The organism is Pseudoprimorskyibacter insulae (assembly GCF_900302505.1).
Lineage (GTDB): Bacteria > Pseudomonadota > Alphaproteobacteria > Rhodobacterales > Rhodobacteraceae > Pseudoprimorskyibacter > Pseudoprimorskyibacter insulae.
Map to the genome: position 1 here is coordinate 947,543 of NZ_OMOJ01000001.1, position 17,644 is coordinate 965,186.

The 17,644-nt window shown below is 62.0% G+C and carries 18 protein-coding genes, 2 tRNA genes and 1 riboswitch; of the genes, 8 read left to right on the top strand and 12 right to left on the bottom strand.

Going from position 1 to position 17,644, the window contains the following annotated elements; translation table 11 throughout:
* Position 1: 1 nt before the first annotated feature.
* Genes PRI8871_RS04795 through PRI8871_RS04825 form a run of 7 tightly spaced genes read right to left on the bottom strand, consistent with a single transcriptional unit; the run spans position 2 to position 6,135 of the window.
* Positions 2-382, bottom strand: a complete 381-nt coding sequence (locus PRI8871_RS04795) for an ExbD/TolR family protein (RefSeq protein WP_108885015.1) — start codon at positions 380-382, stop codon at positions 2-4.
* On the bottom strand, positions 379-990 hold the full coding sequence (locus PRI8871_RS04800) for a MotA/TolQ/ExbB proton channel family protein (protein ID WP_108885016.1): 612 nt from the start codon (positions 988-990) through the stop codon (positions 379-381). The genes PRI8871_RS04795 and PRI8871_RS04800 overlap by 4 nt, the downstream gene beginning before the upstream one ends.
* Positions 987-1,763 carry a cobalamin-binding protein gene (locus PRI8871_RS04805; protein ID WP_108885017.1) on the bottom strand — a complete coding sequence of 259 codons (777 nt, stop codon included), beginning with the start codon at positions 1,761-1,763 and terminating at the stop codon, positions 987-989. The genes PRI8871_RS04800 and PRI8871_RS04805 overlap by 4 nt, the downstream gene beginning before the upstream one ends.
* Positions 1,760-2,518: an ABC transporter ATP-binding protein gene (locus PRI8871_RS04810; RefSeq protein WP_108885018.1), complete on the bottom strand. Its 759-nt coding sequence runs from the start codon at positions 2,516-2,518 to the stop codon at positions 1,760-1,762. Before PRI8871_RS04810 ends, PRI8871_RS04805 begins: the two co-directional genes overlap by 4 nt.
* A complete protein-coding gene (locus PRI8871_RS04815; RefSeq protein WP_108885019.1) occupies positions 2,515-3,492 on the bottom strand; it encodes a FecCD family ABC transporter permease in 978 nt (325 codons plus the stop codon). The genes PRI8871_RS04810 and PRI8871_RS04815 overlap by 4 nt, the downstream gene beginning before the upstream one ends.
* The gene (locus tag PRI8871_RS04820; protein WP_108885020.1) at positions 3,489-4,316 is read right to left on the bottom strand and encodes an ABC transporter substrate-binding protein; all 828 of its coding nucleotides are present in this window, start codon (positions 4,314-4,316) and stop codon (positions 3,489-3,491) included. The genes PRI8871_RS04815 and PRI8871_RS04820 overlap by 4 nt, the downstream gene beginning before the upstream one ends.
* Positions 4,303-6,135 carry a TonB-dependent receptor plug domain-containing protein gene (locus PRI8871_RS04825; RefSeq protein ID WP_108885021.1) on the bottom strand — a complete coding sequence of 611 codons (1,833 nt, stop codon included), beginning with the start codon at positions 6,133-6,135 and terminating at the stop codon, positions 4,303-4,305. The genes PRI8871_RS04820 and PRI8871_RS04825 overlap by 14 nt, the downstream gene beginning before the upstream one ends.
* A gap of 144 nt (positions 6,136-6,279) precedes the next feature.
* Positions 6,280-6,464, bottom strand: a riboswitch (cobalamin riboswitch).
* A 792-nt stretch (positions 6,465-7,256) separates the two neighbouring features.
* Between PRI8871_RS04825 and PRI8871_RS04835 the strand changes: the two genes are divergently transcribed.
* The 7 genes from PRI8871_RS04835 to mraY are packed head-to-tail and all read left to right on the top strand — an operon-like array spanning position 7,257 to position 14,872.
* Entirely contained in the window at positions 7,257-7,700 is a 444-nt protein-coding gene (locus PRI8871_RS04835) for a division/cell wall cluster transcriptional repressor MraZ (protein ID WP_181389376.1), read from the top strand.
* A gap of 15 nt (positions 7,701-7,715) precedes the next feature.
* Entirely contained in the window at positions 7,716-8,708 is a 993-nt protein-coding gene (gene rsmH / locus PRI8871_RS04840; RefSeq protein ID WP_108885024.1) for a 16S rRNA (cytosine(1402)-N(4))-methyltransferase RsmH, read from the top strand.
* A complete protein-coding gene (gene ftsL / locus PRI8871_RS04845) occupies positions 8,708-9,067 on the top strand; it encodes a cell division protein FtsL (protein ID WP_108885025.1) in 360 nt (119 codons plus the stop codon). The genes rsmH and ftsL overlap by 1 nt, the downstream gene beginning before the upstream one ends.
* Positions 9,064-10,854: a peptidoglycan D,D-transpeptidase FtsI family protein gene (locus PRI8871_RS04850; protein ID WP_108885026.1), complete on the top strand. Its 1,791-nt coding sequence runs from the start codon at positions 9,064-9,066 to the stop codon at positions 10,852-10,854. Before ftsL ends, PRI8871_RS04850 begins: the two co-directional genes overlap by 4 nt.
* 42 nt (positions 10,855-10,896) lie before the next feature.
* The gene (locus PRI8871_RS04855) at positions 10,897-12,381 is read left to right on the top strand and encodes a UDP-N-acetylmuramoyl-L-alanyl-D-glutamate--2,6-diaminopimelate ligase (protein WP_108885027.1); all 1,485 of its coding nucleotides are present in this window, start codon (positions 10,897-10,899) and stop codon (positions 12,379-12,381) included.
* Positions 12,378-13,787, top strand: a complete 1,410-nt coding sequence (locus PRI8871_RS04860; protein ID WP_108885028.1) for a UDP-N-acetylmuramoyl-tripeptide--D-alanyl-D-alanine ligase — start codon at positions 12,378-12,380, stop codon at positions 13,785-13,787. The genes PRI8871_RS04855 and PRI8871_RS04860 overlap by 4 nt, the downstream gene beginning before the upstream one ends.
* Before the next feature lie 2 nt (positions 13,788-13,789).
* Positions 13,790-14,872, top strand: a complete 1,083-nt coding sequence (gene mraY, locus PRI8871_RS04865) for a phospho-N-acetylmuramoyl-pentapeptide-transferase (RefSeq protein WP_108885029.1) — start codon at positions 13,790-13,792, stop codon at positions 14,870-14,872.
* 77 nt (positions 14,873-14,949) lie between these two features.
* Here mraY and PRI8871_RS19525 read toward each other — a convergent pair whose 3' ends face one another.
* The 4 genes from PRI8871_RS19525 to metF all read right to left on the bottom strand — a co-directional run bounded on the left by PRI8871_RS19525 (position 14,950) and on the right by metF (position 16,420).
* A complete protein-coding gene (locus PRI8871_RS19525; protein WP_181389377.1) occupies positions 14,950-15,117 on the bottom strand; it encodes a hypothetical protein in 168 nt (55 codons plus the stop codon).
* A 114-nt stretch (positions 15,118-15,231) separates the two neighbouring features.
* A tRNA-Gly gene (locus PRI8871_RS04870) sits at positions 15,232-15,306 on the bottom strand.
* A 17-nt stretch (positions 15,307-15,323) separates the two neighbouring features.
* A tRNA-Gly gene (locus PRI8871_RS04875) sits at positions 15,324-15,398 on the bottom strand.
* Positions 15,399-15,553: 155 nt separating this feature from the next.
* The gene (gene metF, locus PRI8871_RS04880) at positions 15,554-16,420 is read right to left on the bottom strand and encodes a methylenetetrahydrofolate reductase [NAD(P)H] (RefSeq protein ID WP_108885030.1); all 867 of its coding nucleotides are present in this window, start codon (positions 16,418-16,420) and stop codon (positions 15,554-15,556) included.
* A 96-nt stretch (positions 16,421-16,516) separates the two neighbouring features.
* Between metF and PRI8871_RS04885 the strand changes: the two genes are divergently transcribed.
* Positions 16,517-17,422, top strand: coding sequence for a LysR family transcriptional regulator (locus PRI8871_RS04885; protein WP_108885031.1), 906 nt, complete (start codon positions 16,517-16,519; stop codon positions 17,420-17,422).
* A 3-nt stretch (positions 17,423-17,425) separates the two neighbouring features.
* On the opposite strand, the gene PRI8871_RS04890 is transcribed toward PRI8871_RS04885, so the two are convergent.
* On the bottom strand, positions 17,426-17,632 hold the full coding sequence (locus PRI8871_RS04890) for a cold-shock protein (RefSeq protein ID WP_108885032.1): 207 nt from the start codon (positions 17,630-17,632) through the stop codon (positions 17,426-17,428).
* Positions 17,633-17,644: the final 12 nt, after the last annotated feature.

The following is a 17,644-nucleotide window of genomic DNA, read 5'->3' on the forward strand; positions in this document are numbered from 1 at the left end:
GTTAGTCCACCACCGCCAGATTGGTCAGCCCGGCGCGGCGCAATATGTCCAGCACATCGACCATATCCTGCACGGTTGCCGTGCCTTCTGGGCGCAGAACCACCAGATCGCCGGGCGATTGCATCAACGGGGCCAAGGCCTGTGGCAATTCATCCGCCACGGGCACACCATTCAGGCGCAGCCCATCCGCCGCCACCGTCACCAGACGCGGCGGGCCGGAATAGGTGCTGCTGCCCGCGCCGCTGGCCAAGCTCAGCGTCATGTCCGTGCCAAAGCGGGCGGCCAGCATGAAAAACACCAGCAGCAGAAACACCACGTCGATCATCGGCGTCAGGCTGGGGCGGCGCGACCGGCGCGGGGTATCGAGGGACAGCAGGCTCATTCGGCGTTGAAAATCCGGGTGGCCAGATCTTCGAGGTCATGCGCGACCGACTCCGCCAAAGCCTCGAACCACGTCAGCGCCATGCCCGCGGGAATAGCTACCGCCATCCCGGCGGCGGTGGTCAAAAGCGCCTCCCAGATGCCACCCGCCAGCGCGGCGGGGTCGGCGCGGTTGCCGCTGTCTTGCAGGGCCTGAAAGGCGTCGATCATGCCCAGAACAGTGCCCAGCAGACCGATCAGCGGCGCGATGGTCATCACCAATTCCAGCGGGCGTAGCCCTTGGCGGGCGTCGCGCATCACCGCGCGGGCGACGCGGGCGGTTTCCTCTTTGGCCTGATCGCGCTCCATCTTTCCCAGCGCGGCGAAGGCTGCGGCCACGACCCGCAGCCGCAGGCTTTTGCCGTTTCGCGCCAGTGCCAGCGCGGCCGAGCGGTCGCCGGTCAGCCACATCTGGGCGGCGCAATTGGCCCGTCTGCCGCCCCATGCCCCTAGGCGCATCAATTGCCAGATCTTCCACAGGATCAGCGCAAGGGTGCAGACCGACAGGGCCGCAATCGCCCAAAGGGCAGGGCCGCCCTTGTTCAGCATTTCGATCAAAGCGTCGCTCATGCGGCCTCCGATGGGTTGAGGATTTGCAACAGGGCATCAAGCCCGTCTGTCAGGCAGGCGGGGCCGGGTTGCAGGATCAAGGGAGACTTGATTTCGTGAATGCGCCCATGGCGCACGGCCGGGATCTGGTCCCAGCCGGGGCGGGCGGCGATCTTTTCGGGGCGCACCTTCTTGCCGCACCAACTGCCGATGATGACATCGGGCTGGGCGTCGATCACGTCTTGCGGGGTGATGATGCGGTCCTTGGCCGATTGTTCAAACCGCAGATGGGCAAAGCAATCGGTGCCGCCCACCGCCTCGATCAGTTCAGACACCCAGCCAATGCCGGTGATCAGCGGCTCATCCCATTCTTCGAAATAGACGCGGGGACGCGCGGCAGGTTCTGGGACGGCGTTCAGGCGGTCAATCAACGTATCGGTCAGTGCATCGGCGGCCTCGGCGCAATTGGTCAGGCGGCCAAGCGTGCGGATCATGTTGAAAATGCCCGACAGGTCGCGCTGATTGAAGGCGTGCACCTGAATGCCTGCGCGGATCAGATCGGCGGCGATATCGGCCTGAAGGTCCGAGAACGTCAGAACAAGGTCCGGCTTTAGCGCGATGATCTTTGGCACATCGGCGGAGGTAAAGGCCCCAACGCGCGGTTTTTCCTTACGCACCCGCGCAGGGCGGACGGCATAGCCTGTCACGCCGACGATCAGATGCTCTTGCCCCAGAAGGTACAGCGTTTCGACCGTTTCTTCGGTCAGGCAAACGATGCGTTGCGGCCCGTTCATGGCAGCACGTCGATGGGCTGGAACAACGCGCCGTGTTCTGTGTCGATCACGCGGGCGCGGATGTGGAAGGTGGTGGCAAGGTTGCCTTCGGTCAGCACCTCGGCGGGTGTGCCATCGGCCACAAGCCGCCCTTTGTCCAACATCAGAAGCCGTCCGCAGTATCGCGCGGCAAGGCTCAGATCGTGAAGCGAGACCAGAACCGTATGCCCTTCGGCCGCCAGATCGCGGAACACGCGCAGGGTGGCGATTTGTGCGGCGGGGTCTAGACCGGCGATGGGTTCATCCGCCACCAGAAGCGGGGTGTCTTGCGCCAAGGCGCGGGCAATCAGTACGCGGGCTTGTTCGCCCCCCGACAGGGCGTTGGCGGCGCGGTCGCGGAAACCGGTCAGGCCCATGCGGTCCAGCGCCTTATCGACCTGCGCTTGATCCTGCGCCGATAGCTTGGCCCCCGTGGGCCGGTGTGGCATCCGCCCCAGCGCCACGACGGTTTCAACCGTCACGGGCCATGCGATTTCGCGCTGTTGCGGCATCCATGCGGCCAGTTTGGCCCGCTCGCTGGCGCGCATCTGCGCGAGGGACGACCGCCCCTCATGCGCCAGAAGACCAAGGGCGGCGCGCATAAGGCTGGTTTTCCCCGCGCCATTGGGGCCGATCAGGCCGATCAATTCGCCCTTGCCGATCTGGAACGACACGCCATCGACTACCGGGCATTGCCCGCGCCGGACCGTCAGGGTTTCAAGCGTCAGAAGGCTCAATTCATTTCCCTCCGAGTCTTGTAGATCAGGTGCAGGAACAGCGGCGCGCCGATCAGGGCCATGACCACGCCCAGCTTCAGATCTTTGGTTGGCAGGATCACCCGCACCAGAATATCGGCCGCCATGACCAGCGCCGCGCCGCCAAGCGCCGAAGCCCAGAGCAGTGTGGACGGTTTCGCGCCTGTGATGGGCCGCAGGATATGCGGCACGACCAGCCCGACAAAGCCCACGGCCCCCGCAACGGCGGTGCCTGCGCCAACAGCGGCGGCCACGCCGATCAGCAGGCGCAGGCGCAGGGCGCGCAGGTTGATCCCCAGCGCCTCGGCGGCATCTTCGCCCAGCGTCAACGCATCCAGCCCGCGCCCGGTTGTGGCCAGCAGCGCCCAGCCGATGGCCATAATCGGCAGCGCCAAGGCGACATGATGCATCGACCGATCCGCGACGGAACCCATCATCCAGAACAGGATTTCATAGACCGCATAGGGGTTCTGGCTGAGGTTCAGCGCCAGCGAAGTCAGCGCCCCGGCCAACGCGCTAATCGCGATTCCAGCAAGGATCAGTGTCAGCGATCCACCGCGCGGGCCAGCCAGCCCAAGGATCAGTAGCACCGCCAGCAAGGCAAACAGCAGCGCCATCAGCGGCAGGGCAAGGCCGAACAGGCCCGCGATACCGTATTGCAGCGCAATAACTGCGCCCAAAGCGGCCGATCCGGACACGCCGATCAGGCCGGGTTCAGCCAGCGGGTTGCGCAGATAGCCCTGCATCGCCGCGCCCGACAGGCCCAACGACGCGCCCAAGGATGCGGCCAGAATGGCGCGGGGCAGGCGGATTTCTTGCATGACCATCGGCACCACGCCATCGCCGCCGAAAAGGCCGCGCAGCGCCTCACCCACAGGAATGGCGGTGGAACCAACGGTCAGCGAAGCGATGAACAGCAGCGCCACAAGCGTGGCGAGGGGTAGGAACAGCCTCATTGTGCGGCCTCCCATGATTTGCGGGTGGCGACCAACTCGGCCAGCGCATCCAAAAGGGCAGGGGTTTCGCAAACCCACGCGGCCCCGGCGGTCAGCACATGGCGTTTGCCCGAGTTCACCAGAACGGGATGCTCTAGCAGTTCGGTGGCTTGCGAATGGCCACTATAGGGCGGGCCGATCAGGATCAGGTCGGGGGTCTCCATCACCAGCTTTTCCAGCGGCAGGCTACCGCCGTAGGGCAGGTCAAGCATGGCGGCGATATTCTCCATCCCGGCGGCGGTCATCATCTCGCCCTGAAGGCCTTCGGTGCCGGTGGTGTTGCCGCGCGCATGGTAAAAGGCGGTCAGCGGGCGGTGCGTGACCTCTTCGGTCAGTGCATCCAGCCGAACATCCATGGCGGCCACGATATCGGCGGCGCGGTCCGGTTGGCCCAGAATGTCGCCCATACGCAGGATATTGGCCCGCGCCTCGGCCAGCGAATTGATCGGGGGGAAGATCTCAAGGCGGTAACCCAACTTTTCCAGCATCTGCACGGTGGCGCGAGTGGTGTAGGTGCCAGCCAGCACCAGATCGGGGGCCAGCAGGGCCACCTCTTCGGCTTTGCCGGTGTTCGTGGGGTAGGGGGCGGCGCGGTCAGCGTAAACCGAAGTGCGAGCATCCTTGGCCAATAGCGAAAGCGAGGCGATCTGTTCCGGCTCAGCCAGCATCAGCACCATCTGATCGGTGCAGACGTTCAGAGAGACGACACGCGAAGGCGCGCCGTGGGCCGCTGCGCCGGTGAAGGCCAGCGCAGCGGCAAGGGCTATGACATCAGAACGACGCACGGATCCCGAAATAGGCCGAACGGCCTGCGGTGTTGTAGCCAGCAGCGGTTTGGTAATCGCTGTCGGTCAGGTTTTCGACGCGCAGATAGGCGTCCATACCGTCGTTGATCGCATAGGATGCCGTTGCGTTGACCAGCGTGTAATCCTTCAGCGGGGTGCCGAATTCGGTCGGGCGATCCAGAACGCGCTGCACCGAAACGCCCACATCCAAAGCATCGGTCAGGTTAGCGGTCAGGCCCAGCGTCAGGTCGTGACGCGGAATGCGCAGCTGCGGGTTGCCGCCGCTATCGCGCGAGTCGGTGAAGGTGTAGCCCCAGTTGGCGGTCACGATCGGCGACAACGCATAGGTGGCGGCCAGTTCAAGACCCTTGGTCTTGGTGGTGCCGGCGACTTGGTTATAAGCGCCGCCCGACCATTGGATCAGGTTGTCGATTTCCGTGTAGAAGGCGGTGGCCGACACGTTTGCGCCATTGGCATAGGCGTGCTCGATCCCGAATTCCAGATTGCGGCTGGTTTCCGGCTTCAGCGTCGCATTGCCGTACTGGCTGTCATACAGCTCATAGAGCGACGGTGCGCGGAACCCGTTCGACGCCAAGGCGCGCAGGGTGGTGGCATCGCTCAGGCGGTAGGCGACGGCCACGCGGCCCGTGGTATGTGCGCCAAAGTCCGAGTGATCGTCGCGGCGCAGCGATACGGTGACGTCCAGCGCATCGGTGGGGGCAAAGGCCGCTTCGGTGAAGATGCCCTTGACGGTCACATCCCCGGTCGAGGTTGTGCTGCCGCTGCGTGCCCAAGTCGGCGGGGCATAGATGCCGCCGGTGGACAGGAAGGTTTCCTTGGTCCAATCGGCGCCGAAGGTCAGGCGGTAGCTGTCGCTGGGCGACCAGGTGGCCTTATAGTCCACACGGTTGCGCGTGCCTTTATAGGGGTCGCTAAATCCGCCTTCGGTCAGCATCCGGTCGATGGTGTAGCGCGACACCGAGAAGTTGTGATCCACAGCGCCGGTTTGCAGGTCGGCATAGATGCGGGCCGCGCGGGTGTTGCTGGTGCTTTTGCCGTTCTCGTCAAAGGTCGAGGGGTCGTATTCGTATTCGGCATCGACCGCATAGGCGTCAAAGCCAACAGTCAGCGTGTCGGTCAGATCGTATTCCGCGCCAAAGGTCAGCTGCTTGCCGTCATAGCCATCCTTTTCGGTGGTGCCAGCGCGGGCCGAGAACCCGTCGGTCTTGACCGAGGCCAGACCAAAGGACACGCCGCCGCGTTCGTTGCCGCTGCGCAGGGTTACGGCGGCACGGCGCGTGCCGTAGGAGCCAACCTCGATCATCGCATCGCCTTCGGTGCCTTGGGCGGTCTTGTCATTGGTGGTGATGTTGATCACGCCACCAACGGCTTCGGAGCCGTGCACCGCCGATTGCGAGCCTTTCACCAGTTCAACCCGGCTGATGCCGCCCATGTTCAATTGGGTCCAGTCGAACTGAGTCTGGGTGCTGGAGGGGTCGGTGACGTCGATGCCGTTGATCAGCACCGGAACATAAGCGCCCGACAGGCCGCGCACGCGAACGGTGGTCACGCCGCCAAGGCCGCCGTTGCTGCTGACGACGACGCCGGGAATGGTGTCCAGGTAGTCGGCCAGCTTGGTGCGCGGCGACACGGCCAGATCATCGGCGGTGACAACCTCAACGGTTGCGCCGGAGCGCGACAGGGCGGTCGGCGTCTGGTTGGCGTAGATGGTGATGGTGTCCAGATCGAATGCGTCCTGAGCGACGGCCGGCAATGCCGACAGTGCAATTAAGGAAACGGTCCCCATAATGCGTTTCATGATAGCCCTTTCATAGGCTGCTCCGCCCGCGGTCGGGCGGGGAGGGTCGTACAGAGATGTCTTCGGAAAGGGGATCCTCTCCGAAGACGGTGAAGGATGCCACCACTACGGAGAACCGTTACCGCCTGCGCGCCCCGCGCATCGGAAGGGTGATCTGCTTCGGCAGGTCTCCTGACTTGCGGGTCGTCGCGTGTTTCGGGCCTTCCCGGGATATCCCAGTGGCATGTGCCGATCACGCTCGCCGCTTACAGTTGCGGGGGCAGTCGAGGGTTTGCACCTCGTTCCCTATTCACCGGACAAACGCCCGGACCGAAGCTGCGGCCTGAGTAGAGCGCGGCGCGGCACTAATCAAGGGTGCAAAGCGACACATCCGGTCGCAGGGGCGGCGTGCGGCGCGGATTTAGCAGCGTCAGGCCGGTTTTTTGGGATTGGCCGACACCGGTCCGGGATTTCATGGCACCGACCATGGGAAATTCCCCCACCCGGTCTGGGCATGGCATGGGATTTCGCGCGGATTTCTGCGGATTCCGCGAATTCGAATCACTTTTCCCCTTGGTGAGCGTCAAAAATAGGCGTAAATGCAGCCTGAAATGACCTGTGGATAACTTTTTTGGGAAATTCTGCCACCGACTTTTCAGATCTTTCGATAGCCTAGATCTAGTGTTTGGCTGAGAAGCTTCCTCTACAAGTTCTCCAAATGGACAAATTTACGCCGCAGATGTCGCGGCCTGAGATGGCTCAAATGCCGGACTGGCCGGTTTTTCCCGCGAATTTGTCCTTGGCGACCATGAATTCCCATGCTATTCCATGTTCATCAGATGAAAAACGGAAATAAGGGCAACGCAGAGCCCGACACCGAATACAAAAGCAAAAACACGCAGGTTTCATACAGGCACCGCTTTTCATCCAAAGAAGTATCCGGCGCGCGGGCGAGCAGACATCCCCCCAGGTGGCGCGCGCAGTCGGAACACCCCGCAAAGCGGGAAAGAGCGGCGGGTTGATCAGTGGCAGCAGATCAACCCGCCGTTTTTCATTCAAAACAAGGGGGGTAAGAGGCCGATGGGACAGTGGGTCTGAGCTTTAAAGGAACATTCAGCCAAAAGGTTGATGCGAAGGGGCGGATGTCCGTGCCTTCCGAGTTCCGTTCTGTGCTCAAAGACGGCGATCCCAAGTGCCCGGATGAAAACGCCAACCCCCGTATCGTTGTCCTGTTCGGCCCGCATGTGCTGAAAAAGGGCTGTCTGCATGCCTATACGATTGAGGCCATGCGCGAGATCGAAGAGGGTATCCGCCAGCTGCCGCGCGGATCCAAGCAGCGCGAAGTCGCAAGCCGCACGATTCTCAGCCGCACATGGGAAGCCGAGATCGACCGCGATGGTCGCATCGTTCTGCCCAAAGAACGCCGCGAGGCCATCGGCCTTGAGGGCGAGGCCACCATGGTTGCCATGGGCGAATATTTTGAGATCTGGAACGCCGATCGCTACGCCGAGCAAGAGCAGGAGGTCTTTGACGACATCCTCGAAGAATACGGCGAAGACTTCGATCCGCTGTCCTTGTTGCCTTAAGGGGACGCGAAACAGATGGCTGCCACATCTTCCCCTTCTTCTGACGCACCTCACATTCCGGTTCTTCTGCGCCCTTTGCTGGCCAATGTTGCACCTGTTTCGGGCACCTGGATCGACGGCACCTTCGGTGCTGGCGGCTATGCGCGTGGCCTGATCGAGGCGGGCGCCGATGAGGTGATCGGAATTGACCGTGATCCGCTGGCCCATCAAATGGCCGCCGAATGGCTGCCGGACTACAATGGTCGCATCCGGCTGGAGCTGACCAATTTCGCCAAGATGGACACCGTGGCCGAGGCGGTAGACGGCGTTGTGCTGGATCTGGGCGTGTCTTCGATGCAGCTTGATCTGGCCGAACGCGGCTTTTCCTTCATGAAAGACGGCCCGCTCGATATGCGCATGAGCCAGGACGGCCCAAGCGCGGCGGATCTGGTGAATGAATTGGATGAGGTCGCGCTGGCCGAAATCCTGTTCATCTTTGGCGAAGAACGCGCCTCGCGCCGGATTGCCAAGGCCATCGTCAGGGCCCGCGCCGAGGCACCAATCACCCGCACGTTGGATCTAGCGCAGCTGATCGAGGGTTGTCTGCCGCGCGCCAAGCCCGGCCAGTCGCATCCGGCAACCCGCAGCTTTCAGGCGCTGCGCATCGCCGTGAACGACGAATATATCGCGTTGATGGAAGGGCTTATGGCCGCCGAACGCGTGCTCAAACCCGGCGGGATGCTGGCCGTTGTGACCTTTCATTCGGTTGAGGATCGCATGGTCAAACGCTTCCTGCAAAGCCGCGCAGGCCAGACAGGCCGCGCCAACCGTTATGCCCCGGAGATGGACACCGAGGCCCCGCAGTTTGACCTCATCTCTCGTAAGGCCATTGGCCCCGATGACGACGAACTGGCGCAGAACCCCCGGTCGCGCTCGGCCAAGTTGCGGGTGGCGCGTCGCACCGATGCCCCCTCGGGCGAGATTGACGCCAAGACCATTGCCATGCCGCAGTTGAAAGGACATCGCTGATGCGTTTTCTGATCTATGGGCTGACTTTCCTGTCGATGATTGGCTTTGGCTTCTGGGCCTACCGCGAAAACTATGAAACGCAGGCGGCCCTGTCCGAAGTGGGGCGGCTGCAATCAGACATTGGCGCGGCGCGGGAACGGCTAGGCGTTTTGCGGGCCGAATGGGCCTATCTGAACCGCCCCGACCGGCTGCGCGAATTGGCCAATCTGAACTATGACCGTCTGCAACTGATGCCCTTCAGCAGCGACCAGTTCGGGCGGATCGACCAGATCGCCTATCCGCAGATGACCCAAGTCACCGAAGAGCTTGAATTCGAAGGCACTGTTGAGCTGAGCAGCAACGGAGGGCAAGAGCCATGAACCGCATTCCGCTTCGGCCTCTTGCGCGTATCCTTCATGCCCGGCAGGTCGGTGAAAACCCCGACGCGATTGAGCGTGAAAACTTGCGAATTCGCCACGAACAGATGCGCGACAAGGCCCGCCAGCGGGCCGAAGGGCGTTTGTTGGTCATGGGCGTGATGTTCTTTTGCGCCTTCGCTGTGATTGGCGTTCGCATGGGCCATCTGGCCGGCAGCGAACCGATGGAGCCACGCGCGCAGGCCAAGGGGGCTTCTATCGCGGCGCAGCGTGCCGATATCGTAGATCGCAAGGGCCGTATCCTTGCGACCAACATGGAAACCCATTCGCTTTATGCCCATCCCAAGCAGATGATTGAACCCGAACGCGCCGCCAAGGCGCTGGCCGGGATCTTTCCTGATCTGGATGAGGCGCGTTTGACCAAAGACTTCACCGGTGCGCGTAAGTTCGTATGGGTGAAGAAGAAAATCAGCCCCGAACAGAAACAGGCCGTGCATGATATCGGCGAGCCGGGCTTGCTGTTTGGCCCGCGCGAAATGCGGCTGTATCCCAACGGCAAACTGGCCAGCCACATCCTTGGCGGCTCGGGCTTTGGCCGTGAAGGCGTGCATTCGGCCGAAGTCGTCGGTGTGGCCGGGGTTGAGAAGTTCTTTGACGACCAATTGCGCGACCCCACCCGCGAAGGTGCGCCGTTGCAGTTGTCTATTGATCTGACGATCCAGTCGGCGATGGAACGGGTGCTGTATGGCGGTATGAACCTGCTGAACGCCAAGGGCGCGGCGGCGGTTTTGATGGATCCCTACACGGGCGAAATTGTCGCTATGGCGTCTTTGCCGGATTTCGATCCCAACGATCGTCCGCGCCCGCCTGTCAGCGGCAGCCCGTCGGACAGCCCGCTGTTCAACCGCGCGGTACAGGGCGTCTATGAGCTGGGGTCCACGTTCAAGATTTTCGCCGTGGCGCAAGCGATGGATCTGGGCTTGGTCAATGCCAACACCATGATCGACATTCGCGGCCCGCTGAAATGGGGCAAGCACCGCATTCGCGACTTCCACTACTATGGTAAGGAGCTGTCGACGACCAAGGTTCTTGTTAAATCCTCGAACATTGGCACGGCGCGTCTGGCCAAGATGGTCGGCGCGACCCGCCAGCAGGAATTCCTGAAATCCATCGGCATGTTTGATCCCACGTCGATTGAAATGGTCGAGGCCCGCACCGGCAAGCCATTGTTGCCGCAGAACTGGTCTGAACTTAGCGCGATGACCATTTCCTATGGCCACGGCATTTCCACGACGCCGATGCATCTGGCAGCGGGATATGCGGCCATCGCCAATGGCGGCACCTTTATCAAGCCGACGTTGCTGAAACAGGGATCGCCGCAAAAAGGCCCGCGCGTGATGTCGGCGGAAACGGCGGCCCGCGCCCGCGCCATGCTGCGCCTTGTAGTGTCGCATGAAGAAGGCACTGCCAGTTTGGCCGAGGTTCCAGGCTACGCTGTGGGCGGCAAGACCGGCACCGCCGACAAGCCCAAGGAAAACGGCGGCGGCTACTATGAAGACAAGGTCATTGCCACCTTCGCCAGCATGTTCCCCGCCCATGATCCCAAATATGTTCTGGTCGTGACCCTGGACGAGCCTGAAGAAAACACCGGCGGCGAAGCGCGCCGTACCGCGGGCTGGACAGCCGTGCCTGTCGCCGCCGAGATCATTAGCCGCGTCGCCCCGTTGCTTGGGCTGCGGCCTGACATTGAACCCGTCCAATTGGCTGGTATAACGCTGGCATCGCAATAGGGGGCGTCGCCCCCCAAGCGGGTTTCAATACAGGGGGCAACCGTGTCAGAGCGGACAAAATCGCTGGCCGAACTTGGGCTGACCGCACGGGGCGGAAAAGACGCTCGGATCTCGGGGGTGGCTGTGGACAGCCGCCTTGTCAAACCGGGCACATTGTTTGCCGCAATGCCCGGCACGCGCGTCCATGGCGCGACCTTTATTCCCAAAGCGTTAGAGCTTGGCGCGGTCGCCATCCTGACCGATACCGAAGGTGCGGCGCTGGCCGCTGAGGCGATTGCCGCCTCGGGTGCCGCTTTGGTCATTGCCGAAGATCCGCGCCAGACCTTGGCCTATACCTGCGCTTTGTGGTTCGGCGGCCAGCCCGCCACCGTGGCGGCGGTGACCGGCACCAATGGCAAGACATCCGTGGCGACCTTTCTGCGTCAGATCTGGCAAGCGCTGGATCTGCCCGCGATCAACCTTGGCACCACCGGGGTTGAGGGCGATTGGACCGCACCGCTGAACCATACAACGCCCGAGCCGGTGACGCTGCACCGCGTGCTGGCGCAGGCGGCTGAAGCCGGGATCACCCATGCCGCGATGGAGGCATCGTCGCATGGGCTGGAACAGCGCCGTCTGGACGGGGTCGAACTGACGGCGGCGGCGTTTACCAACTTCACGCAAGACCATCTGGATTACCACGCCACCTTTGACGACTACTTTGCCGCCAAGGCAGGGCTGTTTGCCCGCGTGCTGCCCGAAACCGGCACGGCGGTGGTTAATATCCATGACGCGCGCGGCGTCGATATGGCGGCGATTGCAACGGCGCGGGGCCAAAAGCTGATCACCGTGGGCCGCGAAGAAGGGGCCGATTTGGCGCTGATCGGGCAACGGTTTGATGCCACGGGGCAGGACATCCGCTTTGAATGGGCGGGGGATGCCTATCAGGCGCGGTTGCCGCTGATCGGCGGGTTTCAGGCGGAAAACGTGCTATTGGCGGCGGGTCTGGCCATCGCTTGCGGCGCGGATGCCGAGGACGTGTTTGACACTTTCGGCGATCTGGGCACCGTCCGGGGCCGGATGCAACTGGTCGCCACGCGCCAGAACGGCGCGGCGGTCTTTGTCGATTACGCACACACGCCCGACGCCGTTCAGACCGCGATCAACGCGCTGCGCCCGCATGTGATGGGCCGCCTGATTGCCATCGTCGGCGCAGGCGGCGACCGGGACGCAGGTAAACGGCCCTTGATGGGGCAGGCGGCGCATCAATCTGCTGATATCGTGATCGTGACCGATGACAACCCACGCAGCGAAGACCCGGCCTCGATCCGGGCGGCGGTGCTGGACGGGGCACCCGGCGCATTGGAAGTTGGCGACCGGGCCGAAGCGATCCTGCGCGGCGTTGATCGGCTGGGCGCGGGCGATGCGCTGCTGATCTGCGGCAAAGGCCATGAAACCGGGCAGATCATCGGTGATGACGTCTTCCCATTTGACGACGCTGAACAGGCCAGCCTTGCGGTGGCCGTTCTGGACGGGACTGTGCAATGACGCTTTGGACCTCAAAAGAGGCAGTACGCGCCACCGGTGGCAAGATCACCGGCCATTTCGAAGTAACCGGCATTTCCATCGACACGCGCACCATTCAGCCGGGCGATCTGTTCGTTGCCCTGCAAGCGGCGCGGGACGGGCATGACTTTGTGGCCCAAGCCTTTGAAAAAGGGGCCGCCGCCGCCTTGGTCAGCCGGTTCCCAACCGGCGTGAAGGGCGATGCGCCGCTTCTGATGGTGCAGGACGTCCTCACCGCGCTAGAGGATCTGGGCCGCGCCGCCCGCGCCCGGATGACTGGGCAGGTTGTGGCGGTCACCGGATCGGTCGGCAAAACCTCGACCAAGGAAATGCTGCGCACGGTTCTGGGCGGGCAGGGCAAGGTTCATGCGTCCGTCGCCAGCTATAACAACCATTGGGGCGTGCCGCTGACGCTGGCGCGGATGCCCGAAGATACCGAATTCGCGGTGATCGAGATTGGCATGAATCACCCCGGCGAAATCTCGCCCCTCGCGCAGATGGCGCAGCCAGACGTGGCGGTTGTGACCATCGTCGCGCCCGCGCATCTGGCGGCCTTCGAAAGTCTTGAGGGCATCGCCCGTGAAAAAGCGGCGATCTTTGACGGGCTGAAAAAGGGCGGCGTGGCAATCTATAACGGCGATCTGCCAGTCTCGCCCGTGCTGCGGACGGCGGCGAAGGCCAAAGGGGCCAAGCTGGTGCCGTTTGGCGAAAGCCGCGGCACGCACACCCGCGCCACCAAAATTACCATCGGCGATGAGACGACGCAGGTCGAGGCCCGCGCGTGGCGCACGCCCCTGACCTATACGCTCTCCGCGCCGGGTCGCCATTTCGCGGTCAACGCGCTGGCAGTTCTGGCTGCGGCGCAGGCCTTTGGTCTGGACCGGGCGCAGGCGATTGCCGATCTGGCCAATTGGTCGCCGGTGGAAGGGCGCGGCGCGCGACAGGCCATTGCGATTGACGGCGGCCAGCTAGAGCTGATTGACGATGCATACAACGCCAACCCGGCATCGCTTGGCGCATCGCTAGAGGTTCTGGCCGCCGCTCAAGGCACGGGCCGCAAGGTGGCCTATTTGGGCGATATGAAGGAACTGGGCGTGACCGAGGTGGCCCTGCATGCAGGTATCGCGCATTTGCCCGCGATGGAGGGCATCGATGTTGTCCATTGCGTCGGGCCGCTGATGCGCCACCTGCATGCCGCTTTGCCCGAAGCCAAGCGCGGCCGGTGCTGCGATACCGCAGATGAAATGGCCAAAGGCGTCGCCGCTGACCTGCGCGTCGGCGATATCGTGCTTGCCAAAGGCTCATTGTCCATGGGTCTTGCGCGTGTGGTTGACGCCATTCGCAAAATGGGCGAAGGCCCCGCACCATCCGATCAAGACGGGAACTGACTATGCTTTACTGGCTGACCGAGCTGTCCGATGGCGGCGATTTTTTCAATTTGTTCCGCTATATCACCTTTCGCGCCGGTGGCGCGTTTCTGACGGCTTTGGTGTTCGGCTTTGTGTTTGGTCTGCCGCTGATCAACGTTCTGCGCCGAAAACAGGGCAAGGGCCAACCGATCCGCAGCGATGGCCCCGAAGGGCATTTCGTCAAGGCAGGCACGCCGACCATGGGCGGGTTGCTGATCGTGGGCGCGTTGCTGACCTCGACCTTGCTTTGGGCGCGGCTGGACAACGCCTATGTCTGGATCGTGCTGTTCGTCACCATGTCATTTGCGGCCATTGGCTTTGCCGATGACTATGCCAAAGTGTCCAAGCAAAACACCAAGGGCGTTCCCGGCAAGGTACGGCTTTTGTTGGGTTTTTTGATTGCGGGCATCGCGGCTTTCTGGGCCAGCGCATATCACCCGGTTGAATTGCAAGGGCAGCTTGCCCTGCCGGTTCTGAAGAACACCCTGATCGATCTGGGCATTCTGTTCATTCCCTTTGCGATGTTCGTGATCGTCGGGTCGGCCAATGCGGTGAACCTGACGGACGGTTTGGACGGGCTGGCCATCATGCCGGTGATGATCGCCGCCAGCACGCTGGGCATCATCGCCTATGCCGTGGGCCGCGTCGACTTTACCGAATATCTGGACGTGCATTACGTGCCCGGCACGGGCGAAATCCTGATCTTTACCGCCGGGATCGCTGGCGGGGGGCTTGGCTTTTTGTGGTACAACGCACCGCCTGCCGCCGTGTTCATGGGCGACACCGGATCGCTGGCGCTTGGCGGGGCTTTGGGCGCGATTGCCGTGGCCACCAAGCACGAGATCGTTCTGGGCATCGTCGGCGGCCTGTTTGTGGTTGAGGCACTGTCGGTGATCATTCAGGTGCTCTACTTTAAGCGCACGGGCAAACGCGTGTTCCTGATGGCCCCGATCCACCACCACTATGAGAAAAAGGGCTGGGCCGAGCCGACCATCGTGATCCGCTTCTGGATCATCTCTCTGATCCTGGCGATCGTTGGTCTGGCCACGCTGAAAGTGCGCTGAGGCAGGCAGCAAACCAAAAGAAAACGCACCGGACGGGAAGCCGCCGGTGCGTTTTTCTTTGGGGCCTGAGGCAAGGCTTACTTCTTGTCAGCCTTGTCCTTGGCGGCGGCCTTCATCCGGGCCAGCAGCTCGGCCTTGGGGTTCTTGGCGCCGTAGGGCGTTTTTTCGGAACCGCGCTGATTGTGTTCGCTGTGGCGCGGAGTGTTGCGGCGCTGTTTCACGCCACCGGATTTCGAATAGTCCATGTGTCCATCCTTTCGGGGCCTTCACAGGCCATGGCGGGGCAGGGCCCCTAAACGACGAAAGCCGCCCGAAGGCGGCTAGTCGAGGAACCTTCAGGGCTGGTTCCTGAGACGTTTTGGAGCGGGCGAGGCGATTCGAACGCCCGACCCTAACCTTGGCAAGGTTATGCTCTACCCCTGAGCTACGCCCGCATCAAAACGTTTCCAACTGGAGCGGGCGAGGCGATTCGAACGCCCGACCCTAACCTTGGCAAGGTTATGCTCTACCCCTGAGCTACGCCCGCACTCCGTTGGTGTGGGAGCGATTTAGAGTTTCCCGGCGATGGCTGCAAGAGGAAAGTGCGGCGAAATCAGGATTTTTTCGCAAGTCCTTGCTGCCCAAGAAAAAGCCCCCGCCTTGGTGGGGCAGGGGCCGAATGTTTCGCAGGATTTGACGCGCTTAGGCGACGTTTTCCAGTTTGACCGACGGGGTCACGCCGATGGCATGGCACACATCGCGCGTCAGTTCGGGGCGGTTCAGCGTGTAGAAGTGCAGCTTGTCCACGCCACCATCCATCAGATCGCTGCACAGTTCCGAACAGATCGCCGTTGCCAGCAGATCGGTGCGGCCATCGCGCTCGGCCTTTTCGAAGGCGTCGATCACCCAAGCGGGGATCTTGGTGCCGCAGGATTCGGCAAAGCGGCGTGCGCCTTTCCAGTTTTCAATCGGCAGGATGCCCGGAACGATAGGCTTATCAATCCCGGCCTTTTCGCAGGCATCGCGGAACCGGAAGAAGGTTTCGGCCTCAAAGAAGAACTGCGTCAGGGCTTCGTCCGCGCCAGCGTCGAACTTGCGCTTGAGGTATTCCACGTCGGCGGTTTCAGTGGTCGCTTCGGGGTGCTTGTCGGGGTAAGCGCCCACGCGGATGGTGAAATCGCCCGTGGCTTTCAGCGCCTCGATCAATTCGCACGAGTTTTGGAACCCGTCCGGGGTGGGGGTGAAACGGTCTTGGCCTTTGGGCGGATCGCCACGCAGCGCCACGATGTCGGTCACGCCAGCGGCGGCGAAATCACGGGCAATGGCCAGCGTTTCTTCGCGTGTCGCGTTCACGCAGGTCAGGTGCGCAGCGGTGCGCAGGCCCGAATGCTTGTGCAGGGTCGCCACAACGTCGCGCGTCAACTCGCGCGTGGTGCCACCCGCGCCGTAGGTGACGGAAACAAAGCGCGGTGCCATCGGTGCCAGAACCTGAACCGTGTCCCAAAGACGGAAGGTGCCCTCGATATTCTTGGGCGGGAAAAATTCGAAGCTGATTTCAGGCGTGGTCATCGGAGGTACTCATCTTTTGTGTTGTCCCCTTGTCGCATGAATCGAATTGTGAGACAAACTCATAAATTTCATCACTAACATGAGGCTGATGATAGGATGCACATCGAATTTCGTCATCTTCGGACCATCAAAGCCATCCATGAACTGGGCGGCCTTGCGCGTGCGGCAGATCAGCTGAATATCACGCAGTCGGCATTATCACACCAGATCAAAGGCTTAGAGGATCAGGCCGGGGTCGAGCTTTTCGTGCGCCGATCCAAGCCGATGAAACTGTCGGCGGCTGGCATGCGCCTGTTGCGGCTGGCTGAACAGGTTTTGCCGCAGGTTGAGGCGCTTCAGGCCGAATTTGACGGGCTGCGCGCCGGGTCATCGGGCCGGATGCATATTGCCATTGAATGCCACGCCTGTTTCGAATGGCTGTTCCCGGTGCTGGAAGGCTTCCGCAAGTCATGGCCGGACGTGGATGTCGACATTCGCCCCGGTCTGGCCTTTGACGCGCTGCCCGCCTTGCAAAAGGAAGAGGTGGATTTGGTCGTTTCTTCAGATCCTGAGGAAATTCCAGGCGTCACCTTTACCGAACTCTTTGACTATAAACCGGTTTTTGTCGCGGCCTCATCCCATCCGTTGGCGGCGAAACCCTATATCGAGGCCGAGGATTTCCGCGGTCAGACGCTGATCACCTATCCGGTGGACCGGGCGCGGCTGGATATCTTCAACCAATTGCTGATTCCGGCCAAGGTGGAACCCGGATCGATCCGTCAGGTCGAGCTGACGGCGGTGATCTTGCTGCTTGTCGCGTCAAACCGGGGTGTTGCGGTGCTTCCCGATTGGGTGGTCCGAGAGGTGAAGTATTCGTCCGATTACATTACCCGGCCACTGACGAAAAAAGGGATCACGCGGCGACTTTACGCCGCCACGCGAAGTGAAGATGTCGAAAAGCCCTTCATGCGAGAGTTGATTCGTCTCGCGAAGGTCGAAGCCCAGAAACTTCAGTCGCTTTGAGGGTCAGATCGGTTTCAAATCAGACGCCATGACCCTGCCGTCACGGCCTTCTTTCAGTTCGAATTCGACCTTTTGATTGTCGGCGAGCCCGGTCAGGCCGGATCGTTCGACTGCTGAAATATGTACAAAAACGTCTTTGCCGCCGTCATCAGGGGCGATAAACCCGTAGCCTTTGGTGGTGTTAAACCATTTCACGGTGCCAGTCGGCATGTCCGTGTCTCC